Origin of the sequence: Serratia sp. NGAS9, assembly GCF_009905295.1 — a bacterium.
Lineage (GTDB): Bacteria > Pseudomonadota > Gammaproteobacteria > Enterobacterales > Enterobacteriaceae > Serratia > Serratia bockelmannii.
Map to the genome: position 1 here is coordinate 851,652 of NZ_CP047605.1, position 15,913 is coordinate 867,564.

General features: G+C 55.5%; 15 protein-coding genes, 1 tRNA gene, 1 rRNA gene and 1 other annotated feature. Of the genes, 9 read left to right on the forward strand and 8 right to left on the reverse strand.

The genetic code is table 11. The features are described from left to right. Positions 1-29: 29 nt before the first annotated feature. Together trmD and rplS are read left to right on the forward strand one after the other, a co-directional pair. Positions 30-797: a tRNA (guanosine(37)-N1)-methyltransferase TrmD gene (gene trmD, locus GUC32_RS03945; RefSeq protein ID WP_004932485.1), complete on the forward strand. Its 768-nt coding sequence runs from the start codon at positions 30-32 to the stop codon at positions 795-797. Positions 798-845: 48 nt separating this feature from the next. Then, positions 846-1,202: a 50S ribosomal protein L19 gene (gene rplS / locus GUC32_RS03950; RefSeq protein WP_025301638.1), complete on the forward strand. Its 357-nt coding sequence runs from the start codon at positions 846-848 to the stop codon at positions 1,200-1,202. Between the two features lie 143 nt (positions 1,203-1,345). On the opposite strand, the gene GUC32_RS03955 is transcribed toward rplS, so the two are convergent. The 4 genes from GUC32_RS03955 to GUC32_RS03970 form a co-directional block, all read right to left on the reverse strand. After that, complete coding sequence (locus GUC32_RS03955; protein ID WP_025301639.1) at positions 1,346-1,573, reverse strand: ogr/Delta-like zinc finger family protein; 228 nt, start codon at positions 1,571-1,573, stop codon at positions 1,346-1,348. 63 nt (positions 1,574-1,636) lie between these two features. Then, entirely contained in the window at positions 1,637-2,152 is a 516-nt protein-coding gene (locus GUC32_RS03960; protein WP_049208782.1) for a lysozyme, read from the reverse strand. Beyond that, complete coding sequence (locus GUC32_RS03965) at positions 2,136-2,357, reverse strand: holin (RefSeq protein WP_025301641.1); 222 nt, start codon at positions 2,355-2,357, stop codon at positions 2,136-2,138. Before GUC32_RS03965 ends, GUC32_RS03960 begins: the two co-directional genes overlap by 17 nt. Positions 2,358-2,607: 250 nt before the next feature. Then, on the reverse strand, positions 2,608-3,372 hold the full coding sequence (locus GUC32_RS03970; RefSeq protein ID WP_025301642.1) for a YdiY family protein: 765 nt from the start codon (positions 3,370-3,372) through the stop codon (positions 2,608-2,610). A 507-nt stretch (positions 3,373-3,879) separates the two neighbouring features. Between GUC32_RS03970 and GUC32_RS03975 the strand changes: the two genes are divergently transcribed. Both GUC32_RS03975 and tyrA read left to right on the forward strand, forming a co-directional pair. Beyond that, positions 3,880-4,956 (forward strand): 3-deoxy-7-phosphoheptulonate synthase, encoded by a 1,077-nt coding sequence (locus tag GUC32_RS03975; RefSeq protein WP_025301643.1) that lies wholly within the window; start codon positions 3,880-3,882, stop codon positions 4,954-4,956. Positions 4,957-4,959: 3 nt separating this feature from the next. Continuing rightward, on the forward strand, positions 4,960-6,081 hold the full coding sequence (gene tyrA / locus GUC32_RS03980) for a bifunctional chorismate mutase/prephenate dehydrogenase (RefSeq protein ID WP_016929015.1): 1,122 nt from the start codon (positions 4,960-4,962) through the stop codon (positions 6,079-6,081). Between the two features lie 55 nt (positions 6,082-6,136). Here the strand turns inward: tyrA and pheA are convergent, their stop codons facing one another. From pheA to bamD, 4 genes are all read right to left on the reverse strand, one after another. Further along, complete coding sequence (gene pheA / locus GUC32_RS03985) at positions 6,137-7,294, reverse strand: bifunctional chorismate mutase/prephenate dehydratase (protein WP_025301644.1); 1,158 nt, start codon at positions 7,292-7,294, stop codon at positions 6,137-6,139. Between the two features lie 42 nt (positions 7,295-7,336). Further along, positions 7,337-7,463, reverse strand: a sequence feature (Phe leader region). Next, positions 7,415-7,462: a hypothetical protein gene (locus GUC32_RS03990; RefSeq protein WP_101428074.1), complete on the reverse strand. Its 48-nt coding sequence runs from the start codon at positions 7,460-7,462 to the stop codon at positions 7,415-7,417. Its footprint overlaps the feature before it by 48 nt. 122 nt (positions 7,464-7,585) lie before the next feature. Continuing rightward, the gene (raiA, locus tag GUC32_RS03995; protein WP_004932457.1) at positions 7,586-7,927 is read right to left on the reverse strand and encodes a ribosome-associated translation inhibitor RaiA; all 342 of its coding nucleotides are present in this window, start codon (positions 7,925-7,927) and stop codon (positions 7,586-7,588) included. 312 nt (positions 7,928-8,239) lie between these two features. Then, positions 8,240-8,971 (reverse strand): outer membrane protein assembly factor BamD, encoded by a 732-nt coding sequence (gene bamD, locus GUC32_RS04000; RefSeq protein WP_004932456.1) that lies wholly within the window; start codon positions 8,969-8,971, stop codon positions 8,240-8,242. A gap of 131 nt (positions 8,972-9,102) precedes the next feature. Here bamD and rluD point away from each other — a divergent pair, with 131 nt between their 5' ends. The 5 genes from rluD to GUC32_RS04025 all read left to right on the forward strand — a co-directional run bounded on the left by rluD (position 9,103) and on the right by GUC32_RS04025 (position 15,783). Further along, positions 9,103-10,080 (forward strand): 23S rRNA pseudouridine(1911/1915/1917) synthase RluD, encoded by a 978-nt coding sequence (rluD, locus tag GUC32_RS04005; protein WP_028127833.1) that lies wholly within the window; start codon positions 9,103-9,105, stop codon positions 10,078-10,080. Beyond that, positions 10,080-10,811: a purine nucleoside phosphorylase YfiH gene (yfiH, locus tag GUC32_RS04010; protein WP_025301646.1), complete on the forward strand. Its 732-nt coding sequence runs from the start codon at positions 10,080-10,082 to the stop codon at positions 10,809-10,811. The genes rluD and yfiH overlap by 1 nt, the downstream gene beginning before the upstream one ends. Before the next feature lie 130 nt (positions 10,812-10,941). Then, positions 10,942-13,515, forward strand: a complete 2,574-nt coding sequence (gene clpB, locus GUC32_RS04015) for an ATP-dependent chaperone ClpB (protein ID WP_025301647.1) — start codon at positions 10,942-10,944, stop codon at positions 13,513-13,515. Between the two features lie 511 nt (positions 13,516-14,026). Further along, positions 14,027-15,568 (forward strand): 16S ribosomal RNA (locus GUC32_RS04020). A gap of 139 nt (positions 15,569-15,707) precedes the next feature. Beyond that, positions 15,708-15,783, forward strand: a tRNA-Glu gene (locus tag GUC32_RS04025). Positions 15,784-15,913 lie beyond the last annotated feature (130 nt).

Consider the following 15,913-nt stretch of genomic DNA (forward strand, 5'->3'; position numbering starts at 1 on the left):
AAGTGGAATAACGGTAAGGGGATGGGCTTGTGTTCATCGGTATTGTAAGCCTGTTTCCTGAGATGTTCCGCGCTATCACCGATTACGGGGTGACTGGCCGGGCAGTAAAAAATGGCCTGCTGAGCGTGCAGTGTTGGAGTCCTCGCGACTTCACCTACGACCGGCATCGTACCGTGGACGATCGCCCTTACGGCGGCGGCCCGGGAATGCTGATGATGGTGCAACCTTTACGGGAAGCCATTCATGCGGCGAAAGCAGCGGCAGGCGAGGGAGCAAAGGTGATTTATCTGTCACCTCAGGGGCGCAAGCTGGATCAAACCGGCGTGTGCGAACTGGCGGCCAATCAGAAGATGATTCTGGTATGCGGCCGTTACGAAGGGATAGACGAGCGCGTAATCCAAACCGAAATTGACGAAGAATGGTCAATCGGCGATTACGTTCTCAGCGGCGGGGAACTGCCGGCAATGACCCTGATTGATTCAGTCGCCCGTTTCATACCGGGTGTGCTGGGCCATCAGGCCTCAGCGGAGGAAGACTCCTTCGCCGACGGATTGCTGGACTGCCCGCACTATACCCGCCCAGAGGTGTTGGAAGGGATGGAGGTACCGCCAGTTCTGCTGTCGGGTAACCATGCCGAGATACGTCGCTGGCGCTTAAAGCAGTCGCTGGGCCGAACCTGGCTTAGAAGACCTGAACTTCTAGAAAGCCTAGCTCTGACTGACGAGCAAGCGGTGTTGCTGGCTGAGTTCCAACGGGAACATCAGGCCAGGCAACAGGACTATGAAGGAAACGTCTGACAACAGACGGGACCGATATATCAGTTTACCTAGGGTAAGAGACATATTATGAGCAACATTATTAAGCAACTTGAACAAGAGCAGATGAAACAAGACGTACCTGCATTCCGTCCGGGTGATTCCGTGGAAGTGAAGGTATGGGTCGTTGAAGGTAGCAAAAAACGTCTGCAGGCATTCGAGGGCGTGGTTATCGCTATCCGTAACCGCGGTCTGCACTCTGCATTCACTGTTCGTAAGATTTCCAACGGCGAAGGTGTTGAGCGCGTATTCCAGACTCACTCCCCAGTAATCGACAGCATTGCTGTGAAACGTCGTGGTGCCGTTCGTAAAGCTAAACTGTACTACCTGCGTGAGCGTACTGGTAAGGCTGCTCGTATCAAAGAGCGTCTGAACCGCGTTGGCTAACGCTGCATCCAAAAGTTAATAGTTATCAGGGGTTGGCATTATGCCAACCCCTTTTTTTATCTTAAATCTCGACTGGTTACATTTGCGAGATTTCGTCTGCGCGCCGCCAACATAATAAAGCCTGCATAAGCAGGCTTTTTGCATTATAGCGCCGCGGCGCTTTGTTTATGCTGACTCTCCGGCGGGTGAGGCTGCGCCGGGATAATGTCATCGCCAGGTTTGACGATCACCCGCGCGACGGACTCGTGCGTGGCGAACGTGCAGCTGCAATTGATGTTGCGGCATTGATGGTAACGCTCTTTGGTCGACTCGCTCAGATAGCGGCTGGAGCGAGTGTGGGCCACGTGACCGCATAGTGGACAGTGCATCATAAGAACCCCCTTGAACAAATTAAGTGAAATTGTTGTGGCATCACCCTTTGGCGAGCGAACTCGTCATGATGAGGCAATCCCCTGCAAGCACAGTGCGCGTTCCATGGCGCGTCGCTGTTCCAGCCCCTTATTTTTCTTTCCGTTTACGTAAATCCAGCGTGGTAACTGATCGCAGGCCTGCCGCCATTGGCGCTGTTGCAGCAGCGCGACCAGCGTAGAGTGGCAGGCTGCGCCGACGCCCACATTGAAGGCGAAGGCGATCACTGCGTCATAGGTTTGTTGCGAGAGCGTATGCGGCAGGCAAGCGGCCATGCCGCGTTCGGTGCGGCGAACATCGTCTACCAAATCCACCGCGGCTTTGCGTTCATCTATCATCTTGTCTGGGATGACGCCGGCAGTGTGTCCAATGCCCTGTGTCCACACCCCGGCGCTACACTGGTAAGGCGACAGGCGGCAGCCTTCGAGATCGGCGATCAGCCTGAGGCCGGCTTCTGAGGTTTGCAGCTCGCCAAATGACGGCAATAGCACGGCGATGGCCAAAACGGTGGCGACGCTGCAGCGCTTAACGATTGCATTCATCGTAAATTTTCCTCCGTGATGCCGCATTGCGTTCAATAGCCTTCAAGATCTGCAGGCTTTTACGTCGGTAGTACCAGTTCACCAGAAACGTGCCGATGCCTACCGCCGCACCGACTAGAAAGGCAATGTCCTGCGGTGACAGCTTGCCGAGCCAGGCGAGAAACAACGCCATGGCGTAGGTGATGAATGAGGTGATTTTCTCCATAGCTTATGCTCGCTTTGTTTACAGTCTCTCGGGAACTGTGGCGGCTATCGATGCGTTTCTGGCCACTCTCTATCGAAATCCATCATGCCCCGAGGCTGTATAATAATTACTGTATATGCATACAGTATTAAGCTATTTGCTAAAGTCGTCAATGGGTGGGGTGAATATTTTTAGCAGATTGTGCAAAAGAGGGCGGCAGGCATAAAAAAAAGCCCATCAATGATGGGCTTTGAGAAATATTGGGGGAAAATTACAGGCCGTAGACCAGCGTGACCGAGGTCGTCGTGTCGGTGTTCTTCGGCGCCGAGGCCGGCGGTTTGCTGTTGTAGGTCACAGTGTAAGCCACGCGCAGCGAGAAGCGATCGTTGATCGCCACGTTCAACGCGCTTTCCGAGTTCAGCGTGGTTTCTTCGTTCGCCAGTGCGGAAACGCCCTGAATGAACTTGGTGTTGTCGGTCAGCTGATAGGAATAGTTGGCCGCGCCATAGGCCAACCCTTTGGTCGAGCGGCCGCCGCCATGGTATTCGTCATGGCGCACGCCGGGACCGAATTCCACCCGCAGATCGCTAAGCGGCCCGTTGAGGAGTTGACGGCCGTAGCCGCCGGTCAGCGTGGAGCGTGAGTCGTAACCGTTGAAACGGTCGCTCAGCCAGCTGGCCTGGCCGAACAGGTAGTTGCGATCGGTCAGGTTATAGCGCGTACGGCCACCGGCCTGGTATTTTTCGGACGAGCGCACGTTGGAGGAGGTGGTGTTGTTAGCCGCCCCCCACAGGCTGTACGCCGCGTCGCTGTTGAACCAGGTCATGTTGGTGTTGGCAAGCAGGGTGGAGCTCTGCGAGTTGCCTGACTGGGCGTTGTAGCCCGCCTGCACGTTGCCTTCGAATGGTTTCTTGGCGGTGGCCGGATCGTCCATCGCGGTGAAAAGCGTATTGTCGGCAAAGGCTGAAACACTGGTGAAAGTCGTTAAGCAGCAAATATACAGCGGAAAAGCGCGACGAGCGCGAGAAGAGAGCATCTTGGATCCAGTTGTTAAGGGTGGTTATTGTTGATGACGGTCACATTATATCGGTTCATTTCAGCGACAAAAATAGCCGCTATTAGCTTAAGTTTTTAATTTTTATTCCTCATTTATTCGCTTTTCTTCTACTGAAATTCATCGCTTTCGGCGGCATTTCGTGCTGAGTCTGACGGTATCCGCGCCTGCCCGTTCGTTGGCGCCGAGACCGGGCGGCGTATCTTGCCTGTAAAACAAATTGTACACATATGTTTACGATATGGGGCTTTCGCCGGGAAGGCGAACAGGTGCGTTTTGAGGCGTTCGTGAATTTATTATTTAATTGAATTTGTTTGTTTTTATTGTATTTTCTTGATGTATTTATGCATGTTCTTTCATAAGATAAATTATGGTAATTTTTTATTTACGGAAATTGGATTGAAAACTTTACATATCGTGATAGGGTAGAGCCCTGAAACGCTCAATGTTCCATTTCAACGCATAACGCCAAACGACAGGAATAGCATCATGCAAAAAGACGCGCTCAATAACGTACACATCAGTGCAGAACAGGTTCTCATCACGCCGGAGGAGCTGAAGAACCAGTTCCCGCTCAGCGCCGACGACGAAAATGAAATCGCCACCGCGCGTAACACCATCGCCAACATTTTGCAGGGGCGCGATCATCGCCTGTTGGTCGTGTGTGGGCCTTGTTCGATCCACGATCCGGATGCGGCACTGGACTACGCCCGTCGTTTGAAAACCCTGGCGGCTGACTTGAGCGATCAGCTGTATATCGTTATGCGCGTTTATTTTGAAAAACCCAGAACCACTGTCGGCTGGAAAGGTTTGATCAACGATCCGTACATGGACGGTTCGTTTGACGTTGAAGCAGGCTTGCATATCGCGCGTCGCCTGTTGCTGGATCTGGTGGGCATGGGCTTGCCGTTGGCTACCGAAGCGTTGGATCCGAACAGCCCGCAGTACCTGGGGGACTTGTTCAGCTGGTCGGCGATCGGTGCGCGTACCACCGAATCGCAGACCCACCGTGAAATGGCTTCTGGCCTGTCGATGCCGGTCGGGTTCAAAAACGGCACCGACGGCAGCCTGGGTACCGCCATCAATGCCATGCGCGCCGCCGCTATGCCGCACCGCTTCGTCGGCATCAACCAGGCGGGCCAGGTTTGCTTGCTGCAGACTCAGGGCAATCCGGACGGGCACGTGATCCTGCGCGGCGGTAAAACCCCGAACTACAGCGCCGAGCACGTTGCGGCCTGTGAAAAACAGATGCTCGAGGCGGGACTCCATCCGTCCTTGATGATAGATTGCAGCCATGGCAACTCGAATAAAGACTATCGCCGTCAGCCGGCGGTGGCCGAGTCCGTGGTGGAGCAGATTAAAGCGGGTAACCGCTCGATTACCGGCATTATGCTGGAGAGCCATCTGCATGAGGGCAATCAGTCTTCCGAACAGCCGCGTGCTGACATGCGTTACGGCGTATCCGTCACCGACGCCTGCATCGACTGGGAGAGCACGGAAACGCTGCTGCGCCACATGCATCAGGAACTCGGCGCTGCGCTGAAGGCACGCACGGGAGAAAAGTAAGTTATGGTGGCAGAACTGACCGCGCTGCGCGATCAAATCGACGAGGTGGACAAAGCGTTGCTGGATCTGCTGGCGAAACGCCTGCATCTGGTAGCGGAAGTGGGGGAGGTGAAAAGCCGCCACGGTTTACCGGTTTATGTGCCGGAACGCGAGGCGGCGATGCTGGCCTCGCGCCGCCAGGAGGCGGAAAACCTCGGCGTGCCGCCGGATTTGATCGAGGACGTCTTGCGCCGTGTGATGCGCGAATCGTACGTCAGCGAGAACGATAAAGGTTTTAAAACTCTGTGCCCGCAGCTGCGGCCGATCGTCATCATCGGCGGCAACGGCCAGATGGGCCGGCTGTTCAACCGTCTGCTGACGCTGTCGGGTTATCAGGTCAGGGTATTGGATCAGGAAGATTGGCCGCAGGCGGAACAGCTGTTGGCCGACGCCGGTATGGTGATTGTCAGCGTACCGATCCATGTGACCGAGCAGGTGATAAGCCGCCTGCCGCCGTTGCCCGACGACTGCATTCTGGTGGATCTGGCGTCGGTGAAGAATCGTCCGCTGCATGCTATGTTGGCGGCGCACAGCGGCCCGGTGGTGGGGTTGCATCCGATGTTTGGTCCGGACGTGGGCAGCGTGGCGAAGCAGGTGGTGGTTTACTGCGATGGCCGCCAACCGGAGGCTTACCAATGGCTGCTTGAACAGCTGCAGGTGTGGGGGGCGCGGCTGCATCGTATCAGCGCGGTCGAACACGATCAGAATATGGCGTTTATTCAGGCGCTGCGGCACTTCGCCACCTTCGCCTACGGGCTGCACCTGGCGGAAGAGAACGTGCAACTGGAGCAGCTGCTGGCGCTCTCCTCGCCGATCTACCGGCTGGAGCTGGCGATGGTTGGCCGCCTGTTCGCGCAGGATCCGCAGCTGTACGCTGACATCATCATGTCGTCGGAAGAAAACGTGGCGCTGATTAAGCGTTACTACCAGCGCTTCGGCGAGGCGATCAAGCTGTTGGAGCATGGCGACAAACAGGCGTTTATCGATAGCTTCCGCAAGGTAGAGCATTGGTTCGGCGATTACGCCCAGCGCTTTCTGGTGGAGAGCCGCACGCTGTTGCGGCAGGCTAACGACAGCCGGCAGTGAAACGCGGGCAGTAAACGTAAAGGGTTCGGCCAAGCCGAACCCTTTTTTTATGGTTTCAGGATGGGTTGACCGGCACCACGGTGTCGCTCGGGTAACAGCCCAGCACCTTCAGCGAGCGGGTGATTGGCGTCAGATCGCGCAGCGCTTTTTGCATCGCCTCGGCGCGTAGGTTGGCCTGCACATCGATATAAAACATCTCTTCCCACGGATTGCCGTTGATCGGGCGTGACTCCAGCTTGGTCATGATTATGCCGTTGTCGCGTAGTACCAGCAGCGCTTCGACCAGTGCGCCGGATTGTTGGCCGGTCGCCATGATCAGCGTGGTTTTGGCCGGCACCTGTTCGGAGACGTCGATCGCTTTGCGCGCCAGGACGATAAAACGGGTGATGTTCTGCTGCTGGTTGGCGAGGTTATGTTCCAGCACCTGCAGCCCATACAGTGCGCCGCCGGCTTCGCTGCCCAGAGCAGCCACCTTCGGCGAATTCAGCTTGGCGACTTTCTCCATCGCGGCCGCTGTGCTTTCAGTGTATTCGATTTTCCAGTGCGGGAAGCGGTTCAGGAACTGGCTGCACTGCTGGAACGGTTGCGGGTGGCTGTAGACGGTTTCAATCTGGCTCAGATCGCTGTCGCCGGCAATCAGAACGCAGTGATTGATCGGGTTGGTCAGTTCGCCGACGATCGACAGGCTGGTGTGCTGCAGCAGATCGTACACCTCGTTAATCGACCCGGAGCTGGTGTTCTCGATAGGCAGAATCGCATAGTCCGCCTGGCCGGTTTCCACCTGGGTGAAGATATCCTGAAACTTCTGGCAGCCGCATTCGATCAGCTGATCGAAGTGGCGGGCAGCGTATTGGCGTGCTGCCAGATGTGAGTAAGAGCCTTTTGGGCCGAGGAAGGCGATGCGGGCGGAATGTTGGCTGACGGGGTTGAGCTGGTGCTGTAGCAACGCCTGCTGGGTCAGGACGGAATCTTCGATGATCAGTTGAAACAGGCGGGTGACGTAAAAGCCGTCCAGGTCGTAAGGCTTGGCGGCGGCGATCAGCGCATCCAGCAGATCGCGCTCGCGCTCTTTATCGCGGATCGGGCGATGAGAGTGCAGCTTGGTCTTGCCGACTTCGATCGCCAGCTCACGGCGTTCCGCCAGCAGGGCCAACAGTTTCAAGTCCAGTGCGCTGATGCGCTCGCGCAGCACCAATAACGGGTTGTCAGTCATAATCAGCTTCCGCCTTCAGTTCTTATTCGTTGTAAAACAGCCATAAAAAAAGCCTCCTGTTTCCAGGAGGCTTTGTTGTTCGTCTTCGCATTCTTTCTTACACGACGAAACGCCTCCCAGTCAGGGGAAGGTAAAAAAGAATGCGAAGAAAAACGGTGTGCGTGGCATGGTCTACCTAAGGTTAATGCGAACAGGTTTTAAAGTAACCGCTGGCTTTTACCCCGTCAACAAAAATACCCGACAAAAAACGCGCCCTCGGGCGCGTTTGATGCGGCAATCGCTGTCGGACGGTTATTCCTGCTCTTGCGTGACTTCCGGCACGATGTCTTTCACGCTGGCATTGCAGCGGCGCGCTTCGCCTTTATGCTGCACCTTGTTCAACTGGCGTTCCAGCTTGGCGATCAGCTCATTAACGGCGGTGTACATGTCATCATGTTTGGCGCTGGCGACCAGCGGGCCGTTAGGCGTGGTAATGGTAGCGTCGGCGACAAACCCCTGCGGTTCTTTAGATAAGACGATATGTGGGTTTATCAGCTGGGTCTGCCATTTTTCCAGTTTGGTGAGACGGTCTTCGACGTGATTGCGGATTGCGGGAGTGATATCCATTTGTTTGCTGGTAATGTTCAATGTCATATAACTTACCTCTCTGTCTTTCCGTCTTGGTGAACCCAGCATACCCCGCTTTTTGTTTAAATGCGTGATGTAAATCACGATTTTTTGTCACTTTTTGCAAAGTTAGTTCAATCTGTGATTCAGCATTTGAATTGGCTATCTAATGCTTGAGAGTTGCCGCCGGATGGCGCATTATCGATGAGTTGACCGGTGAGGAGCGCTAGCTAACACCGTGTTTTTACTTGTGTATTTTTCCAGTGAAAACCCGGTCGACGCCAATGAAAACGGCAGCCGAGGCTGCCGTTTTGTTTTTCTGCCGTTACCGACGCGCGCTTATTGCGGGTTGGCGGCGATCACTTTGGCCACTTTGTCAGCCTGGCCGTTCAGCTGCAGCTGCTTGTAGGCATTTTCCATCAGCGGCAACACGTCGTGCGTCGCTTTGGTATCCGGGAATTCACGCAACATCTGTTCGGCGCGATTAACGACCGCGACGTAAGCACCGCGTTTAGTGTAGTATTCCGCCACCGAAAGCTCATACTTGGCCAAGCGGTCTTTCAAATACACCAAACGCTTGTTGGCGTCGGTCGCGTATTGGCTGTTCGGGTATTGCTGAATCAACTGGCTGAAGTCGCGGAACGCAGCGCGAGCGTGCTGAGGATCGCGGTCAGAACGGTCAACCCCGAAGAAGCCCTGCAGCGCGCTGTCATCGAGCGCCATGTCGGTCAGGCCGCGCATGTACATCACGTAATCGATGTTCGGGTGCGTCGGGTTCAGACGCATGAAGCGATCGATGGATGCCTGAGCCATCGGCAAGTCGGCGGCCTTATAGTAGGCGTAAATCAAATCCAGCTGGACCTGCTGGGAATACGGCCCGAAAGGATAGCGGTTATCTAACGCTTCGAGTTGCGTAATCGCGCCCTTGAAGTTACCGTCCTGCAGTTTTTGCTGCGCGGTAGCATAGATTTCCGAAGGTGGGTTGTCGGGAACCGCATCCTTGGATGTGGAGCAACCTGCCAGCGCCAGGCTCAACGTGGCTGCCGCCACCAGATATTTCATACGCGTCATGACGTTTTGATTATCCTCAGGGTGTTATTCCGGGAGACTGTCCGTTAAGCTCCCGACAAAGACCAGGTACAATAGCACATTATATTAAACGGCATCGCCGTGAAAACCCAACGTTAACGAAGAAGCTGCATATGGCACAACAAGTACAACTCACCGCAACGGTGGCCGAATCTCAACTCGGACAACGTTTAGATCAGGCTTTGGCCGAATTGTTCCCTGATTATTCACGATCTCGCATAAAAGAGTGGATCCTGGGCGATCGGGTGAAGGTCAATGGCAAAACGTCAAATAAACCGAAAGAGAAGGTGCTGGGCGGAGAGACAGTCGCCATCGATGCACAGATTGAAGAAGAGGCGCGTTGGGAGCCACAGGATATCGCGCTGGATATCGTCTATGAAGACAGCGACATCCTGGTGATCAACAAGCCGCGCGATTTGGTGGTGCATCCCGGTGCCGGTAACCCAGACGGCACGGTGCTCAATGCGCTGCTGTATCATTATCCGGAAATCGCCGACGTGCCGCGTGCCGGCATCGTGCACCGTCTGGATAAAGACACCACCGGCCTGATGGTGGTGGCGAAAACCGTGCCGGCGCAAACCCGGCTGGTGGAAGCGCTGCAGGCGCGTGAAATCACCCGTGAATACGAAGCGGTGGCGATCGGCACCATGACCGCTGGCGGCACGGTAGAAGAGCCTATCGCGCGTCACTCCACCAAACGCACTCATATGGCGGTGCACCCGATGGGTAAACCGGCGGTAACGCACTATCGCATCATGGAGCATTTCCGTGCGCACACCCGCCTGCGTCTGCGTCTGGAAACCGGCCGTACTCACCAGATCCGCGTACACATGGCTTACATCAGCCATCCGCTGGTGGGCGATCCGCTGTACGGCGGCCGTCCACGTCCGCCGAAAGGCGCTTCGGAAGCCTTCATCAACACGCTGCGCGGCTTTGACCGTCAGGCGCTGCACGCCACCATGCTGCGTTTGTATCATCCGATCAGCGGCATCCAGATGGAGTGGCATGCGCCGCTGCCGCAGGACATGGTTGATCTGATCAACGCGCTGAAGGCGGACACCGAAGAATTCAAAGATCAGATGGACTGGTAATGAGCTCGCTCATTCTGCCTGACTGGCCGTTGCCTCCCGGCGTTAAGGCCTGCAGTACCACGCGCGGCGGCGGCGTCAGCCTGCCGCCTTATGACTCGCTGAACCTCGGCACCCACGTCGGTGACGAGGAGCAAGCGGTGACACGCAATCGGGAACGATTGGTTATCGCCGCCGGTTTGCCGCAGATGCCGGTGTGGCTCGAGCAGGTGCACGGCACTCGCGTGGTGACGTTGACGGGGAAAGCACCTGCCGATTTGCGGGCGGATGCGGTGTACAGCAATGTGCCGGGGCAGGTGTGTGCCGTGATGACGGCGGATTGTCTGCCGGTGTTGTTCTGCTCGCAGCACGGTGACGAAGTGGCTGCCGCCCACGCCGGCTGGCGCGGATTGTGCCACGGCGTGCTGGAGCAAACCGTGGCGGCGTTCAGCGCCGCACCGAGCCAGATTAGCGCCTGGCTGGGGCCGGCGATCGGTCCGCAGCAGTTTGAGGTCGGGCCAGAGGTGCGGGCCGCTTTCATGGCGGAAGATGCTGAAGCTGCAGCGGCATTTACCCCGCACGGCGATAAGTTTTTGGCTAATATCTACCTGCTGGCTCGCCAACGCTTGTTGCGTGCAGGCGTTCAGGCCATCTATGGTGGCGATCGCTGCACGGTTAACGAAACGAGCCATTTTTTCTCCTATCGACGCGACGGAATAACCGGACGTCTGGCAAGTTTAATCTGGCTGATATAACCTATTGAATTAGGACGATCCAACGACGCATGGCGTTGTACCGAAAATTTAGCGTCGAGATAACCTTGAAAATTTGAGGGATGACCTCATTTAATCTCCAGTAGCAATTTCGACCCATCTTGGAGGTGTTATGCGTCTGGATCGTCTTACCAACAAATTCCAGCTTGCCCTCGCCGATGCCCAGTCACTAGCCCTTGGGCACGACAACCAGTTTATTGAACCGCTACATCTGATGAGCGCCCTGCTTAATCAGGAAGGGGGCACGGTTCGTCCACTATTAACTTCCGCAGGTATCGATGCCGGGCGTGTGCGCACCGAGATCGAACAGGCGCTGTCCCGTTTACCGCAGGTAGAAGGCACCGGTGGCGACGTTCAACCGTCCCATGAGCTGGTGCGCGTCCTGAACCTGTGCGACAAGCTGGCGCAGAAGCGCGCGGACAAATTCATTTCTTCCGAGCTGTTTGTGCTTGCGGTGCTGGAAGATCGCGGCTCGTTGACCGACTTGTTGAAAGCGGCCGGCGCGACGGCCGACAAAATCAGCAAAGCTATTGAACAAATGAGAGGCGGTGACAGCGTGGAAGATCAAGGCGCCGAAGACCAACGGCAAGCATTGAAGAAATACACTATCGATCTGACCGAGCGCGCCGAGCAGGGCAAGCTTGATCCGGTGATCGGCCGTGACGAAGAGATCCGCCGCACCATCCAGGTGCTGCAACGTCGTACCAAAAACAACCCGGTGCTGATCGGCGAGCCTGGCGTGGGTAAAACCGCCATCGTCGAAGGCCTGGCGCAGCGCATCATCAACGGCGAAGTGCCGGAAGGGCTGAAGCACAAGCGCGTATTGTCCCTCGATATGGGCGCCTTGATCGCCGGGGCCAAATATCGCGGCGAGTTTGAAGAGCGTCTGAAAGGCGTGCTCAACGATCTGGCCAAGCAGGAAGGCAGCGTTATCCTGTTTATCGACGAATTGCACACCATGGTCGGCGCCGGTAAGGCGGATGGCGCGATGGATGCAGGCAACATGCTGAAGCCGGCGCTGGCGCGCGGCGAGCTGCACTGCGTTGGCGCGACTACGCTCGACGAGTATCGTCAATATATAGAGAAGGATGCGGCGCTCGAACGTCGTTTCCAGAAAGTGTATGTGGCGGAGCCGAGCGTGGAAGACACCATCGCTATCCTGCGCGGCCTGAAAGAGCGTTATGAACTGCACCACCACGTGCAAATCACCGACCCGGCCATCGTGGCGGCGGCAACGCTTTCGCACCGTTATATCGCCGATCGTCAATTGCCGGACAAGGCTATTGACCTTATCGACGAAGCGGCGTCCAGCATCCGTATGCAGATGGACTCCAAGCCGGAGTCGCTCGACAGGCTTGAGCGCCGCATCATCCAATTGAAGCTGGAACAGCAGGCGCTGAATAAAGAGTCTGACGACGCCAGCAAGAAACGCCTGGACATGCTCAGCGATGAGCTGGGGCAGAAAGAGCGCGAATATTCTGAGCTGGAAGAAGAGTGGAAAGCGGAAAAAGCGTCGCTCTCCGGCACCCAGAACATCAAGGCTGAACTCGAGCAGGCCAAAATCACCCTGGAGCAGGCGCGCCGCGTCGGCGATCTGGGGCGGATGTCGGAACTGCAGTACGGCAAGATCCCTGAGCTGGAGAAACAGCTCGCCGCCGCTACGCAGGCCGAAGGCAAGAGCATGAAGCTGTTGCGTAACCGGGTGACCGATGCGGAGATTGCTGAAGTGCTGGCGCGTGCCACCGGGATCCCGGTGGCCAGAATGCTGGAAGGTGAGCGCGACAAGCTGCTGCGCCTGGAGCAAGAACTGCATTCGCGAGTGATTGGCCAAGACGAAGCGGTCAGCGCGGTCTCCAATGCGATCCGCCGCAGCCGTGCGGGGCTGTCCGATCCTAATCGGCCGATCGGTTCGTTCCTGTTCCTCGGCCCGACCGGGGTGGGGAAAACCGAGCTCTGCAAGGCACTGGCTTCGTTCCTGTTCGACAGCGACGACGCTATGGTGCGTATCGATATGTCCGAGTTTATGGAGAAACACTCCGTGTCGCGTCTGGTCGGTGCGCCTCCAGGTTATGTCGGTTATGAAGAGGGCGGCTACCTGACGGAAGCCGTACGTCGCCGGCCTTATTCGGTGATTCTGCTGGATGAAGTCGAGAAAGCGCATCCGGACGTGTTCAATATTCTGTTGCAGGTGTTGGATGACGGCCGCCTGACCGATGGTCAAGGCCGTACCGTCGATTTCCGCAATACTGTGGTGATCATGACGTCCAACCTGGGGTCCGATCTGATCCAGGAGCATTTCGGTCAGATGAACTACGCGCAGATGAAAGAGTCGGTGATGGAGATGGTGAGTCACCACTTCCGTCCGGAGTTCATCAACCGTATCGACGAAGTGGTGGTGTTCCACCCGCTGGGCGAGAAACACATTGCCGCGATCGCCAAGATTCAGCTGTCGCGTCTGTACAAGCGTTTGGAAGAGCGCGGTTACGAAGTGACCATGACCGAACCGGCCCTGGCTCTGTTGAGCAAAACCGGTTACGACCCTGTGTATGGTGCGCGTCCGTTGAAGCGTGCTATTCAGCAGGAGATCGAGAACCCGCTGGCGCAGCAAATCCTGTCTGGCAAGCTGATCCCCGGCAAGCTGGTAACGCTGGATGTGGAAAACGACCATATCGTTGCCCGACAATAACGGCAATTAAGCGTAATAAAGATGAAAGGGAGCGGGTGACCGCTCCCTTTTCTTTACCTTCGTTTGCCCCTGTTTACAGGGTTTGCCGCTATTACTGTGCTAAAACCGGTATTTTCTGACTAATAAACATCCTAAAAAGGCGTTTTTGGTGATTATTTGAACGCTTGAAAAGTTTTTTGCATTTAGGGGTTGCGGCCCGCCGAGAACTCCCTATAATGCGCCTCCACTGACCGGGAACAACGACTGACAAGCCGCCGGGTCAGCGAGAAGAAAGCGAAATAAACGCTTGACTCTCAGGGCGAAAGGCGTAATATACGCAGCCCGCGCCGATGAGTTTCTCGGCACTGCTCTTTAACAATTTATCAGACAATCTGTGTGGGCACTCCACAAGACGATATCCAGCATCTTCGGATGCAAAAAAATATCAAGTCTTGAAGAGTGACTAACTGAAGTAAAATTCATGCAGTAAATCTTTGAGCATCGCTTCTCGAGTGGAAGCAAATCAAGCTTTTAATTGAAGAGTTTGATCATGGCTCAGATTGAACGCTGGCGGCAGGCTTAACACATGCAAGTCGAGCGGTAGCACAGGGGAGCTTGCTCCCTGGGTGACGAGCGGCGGACGGGTGAGTAATGTCTGGGAAACTGCCTGATGGAGGGGGATAACTACTGGAAACGGTAGCTAATACCGCATAACGTCGCAAGACCAAAGAGGGGGACCTTCGGGCCTCTTGCCATCAGATGTGCCCAGATGGGATTAGCTAGTAGGTGGGGTAATGGCTCACCTAGGCGACGATCCCTAGCTGGTCTGAGAGGATGACCAGCCACACTGGAACTGAGACACGGTCCAGACTCCTACGGGAGGCAGCAGTGGGGAATATTGCACAATGGGCGCAAGCCTGATGCAGCCATGCCGCGTGTGTGAAGAAGGCCTTCGGGTTGTAAAGCACTTTCAGCGAGGAGGAAGGTGGTGAGCTTAATACGCTCATCAATTGACGTTACTCGCAGAAGAAGCACCGGCTAACTCCGTGCCAGCAGCCGCGGTAATACGGAGGGTGCAAGCGTTAATCGGAATTACTGGGCGTAAAGCGCACGCAGGCGGTTTGTTAAGTCAGATGTGAAATCCCCGGGCTCAACCTGGGAACTGCATTTGAAACTGGCAAGCTAGAGTCTCGTAGAGGGGGGTAGAATTCCAGGTGTAGCGGTGAAATGCGTAGAGATCTGGAGGAATACCGGTGGCGAAGGCGGCCCCCTGGACGAAGACTGACGCTCAGGTGCGAAAGCGTGGGGAGCAAACAGGATTAGATACCCTGGTAGTCCACGCTGTAAACGATGTCGATTTGGAGGTTGTGCCCTTGAGGCGTGGCTTCCGGAGCTAACGCGTTAAATCGACCGCCTGGGGAGTACGGCCGCAAGGTTAAAACTCAAATGAATTGACGGGGGCCCGCACAAGCGGTGGAGCATGTGGTTTAATTCGATGCAACGCGAAGAACCTTACCTACTCTTGACATCCAGAGAACTTAGCAGAGATGCTTTGGTGCCTTCGGGAACTCTGAGACAGGTGCTGCATGGCTGTCGTCAGCTCGTGTTGTGAAATGTTGGGTTAAGTCCCGCAACGAGCGCAACCCTTATCCTTTGTTGCCAGCGGTTCGGCCGGGAACTCAAAGGAGACTGCCAGTGATAAACTGGAGGAAGGTGGGGATGACGTCAAGTCATCATGGCCCTTACGAGTAGGGCTACACACGTGCTACAATGGCATATACAAAGAGAAGCGACCTCGCGAGAGCAAGCGGACCTCATAAAGTATGTCGTAGTCCGGATTGGAGTCTGCAACTCGACTCCATGAAGTCGGAATCGCTAGTAATCGTAGATCAGAATGCTACGGTGAATACGTTCCCGGGCCTTGTACACACCGCCCGTCACACCATGGGAGTGGGTTGCAAAAGAAGTAGGTAGCTTAACCTTCGGGAGGGCGCTTACCACTTTGTGATTCATGACTGGGGTGAAGTCGTAACAAGGTAACCGTAGGGGAACCTGCGGTTGGATCACCTCCTTACCTAAAGATATTAGTTCGAGTGGCGTGCTCACACAGATTGTCTGATGAAAAGTAACGAGCAAAGCGCTACCTGTTGATGCCATGAGTCATTCATGCTGATACGAACCGATTAAGTTATTCAGTTTAATCGGATTTTCGTGTCCCCATCGTCTAGAGGCCTAGGACACTGCCCTTTCACGGCTGTAACAGGGGTTCGAATCCCCTTGGGGACGCCATTCCGATAATGAGTGAAAGACATTATCACCGGTTAGCGATAACCGAAAAAATCTTAAAGATGACTTGCGAGTCATGTTTAAGATATTGCTCTTTAACAATCTGGAACAAGCTGAAAATTGAAACATGACG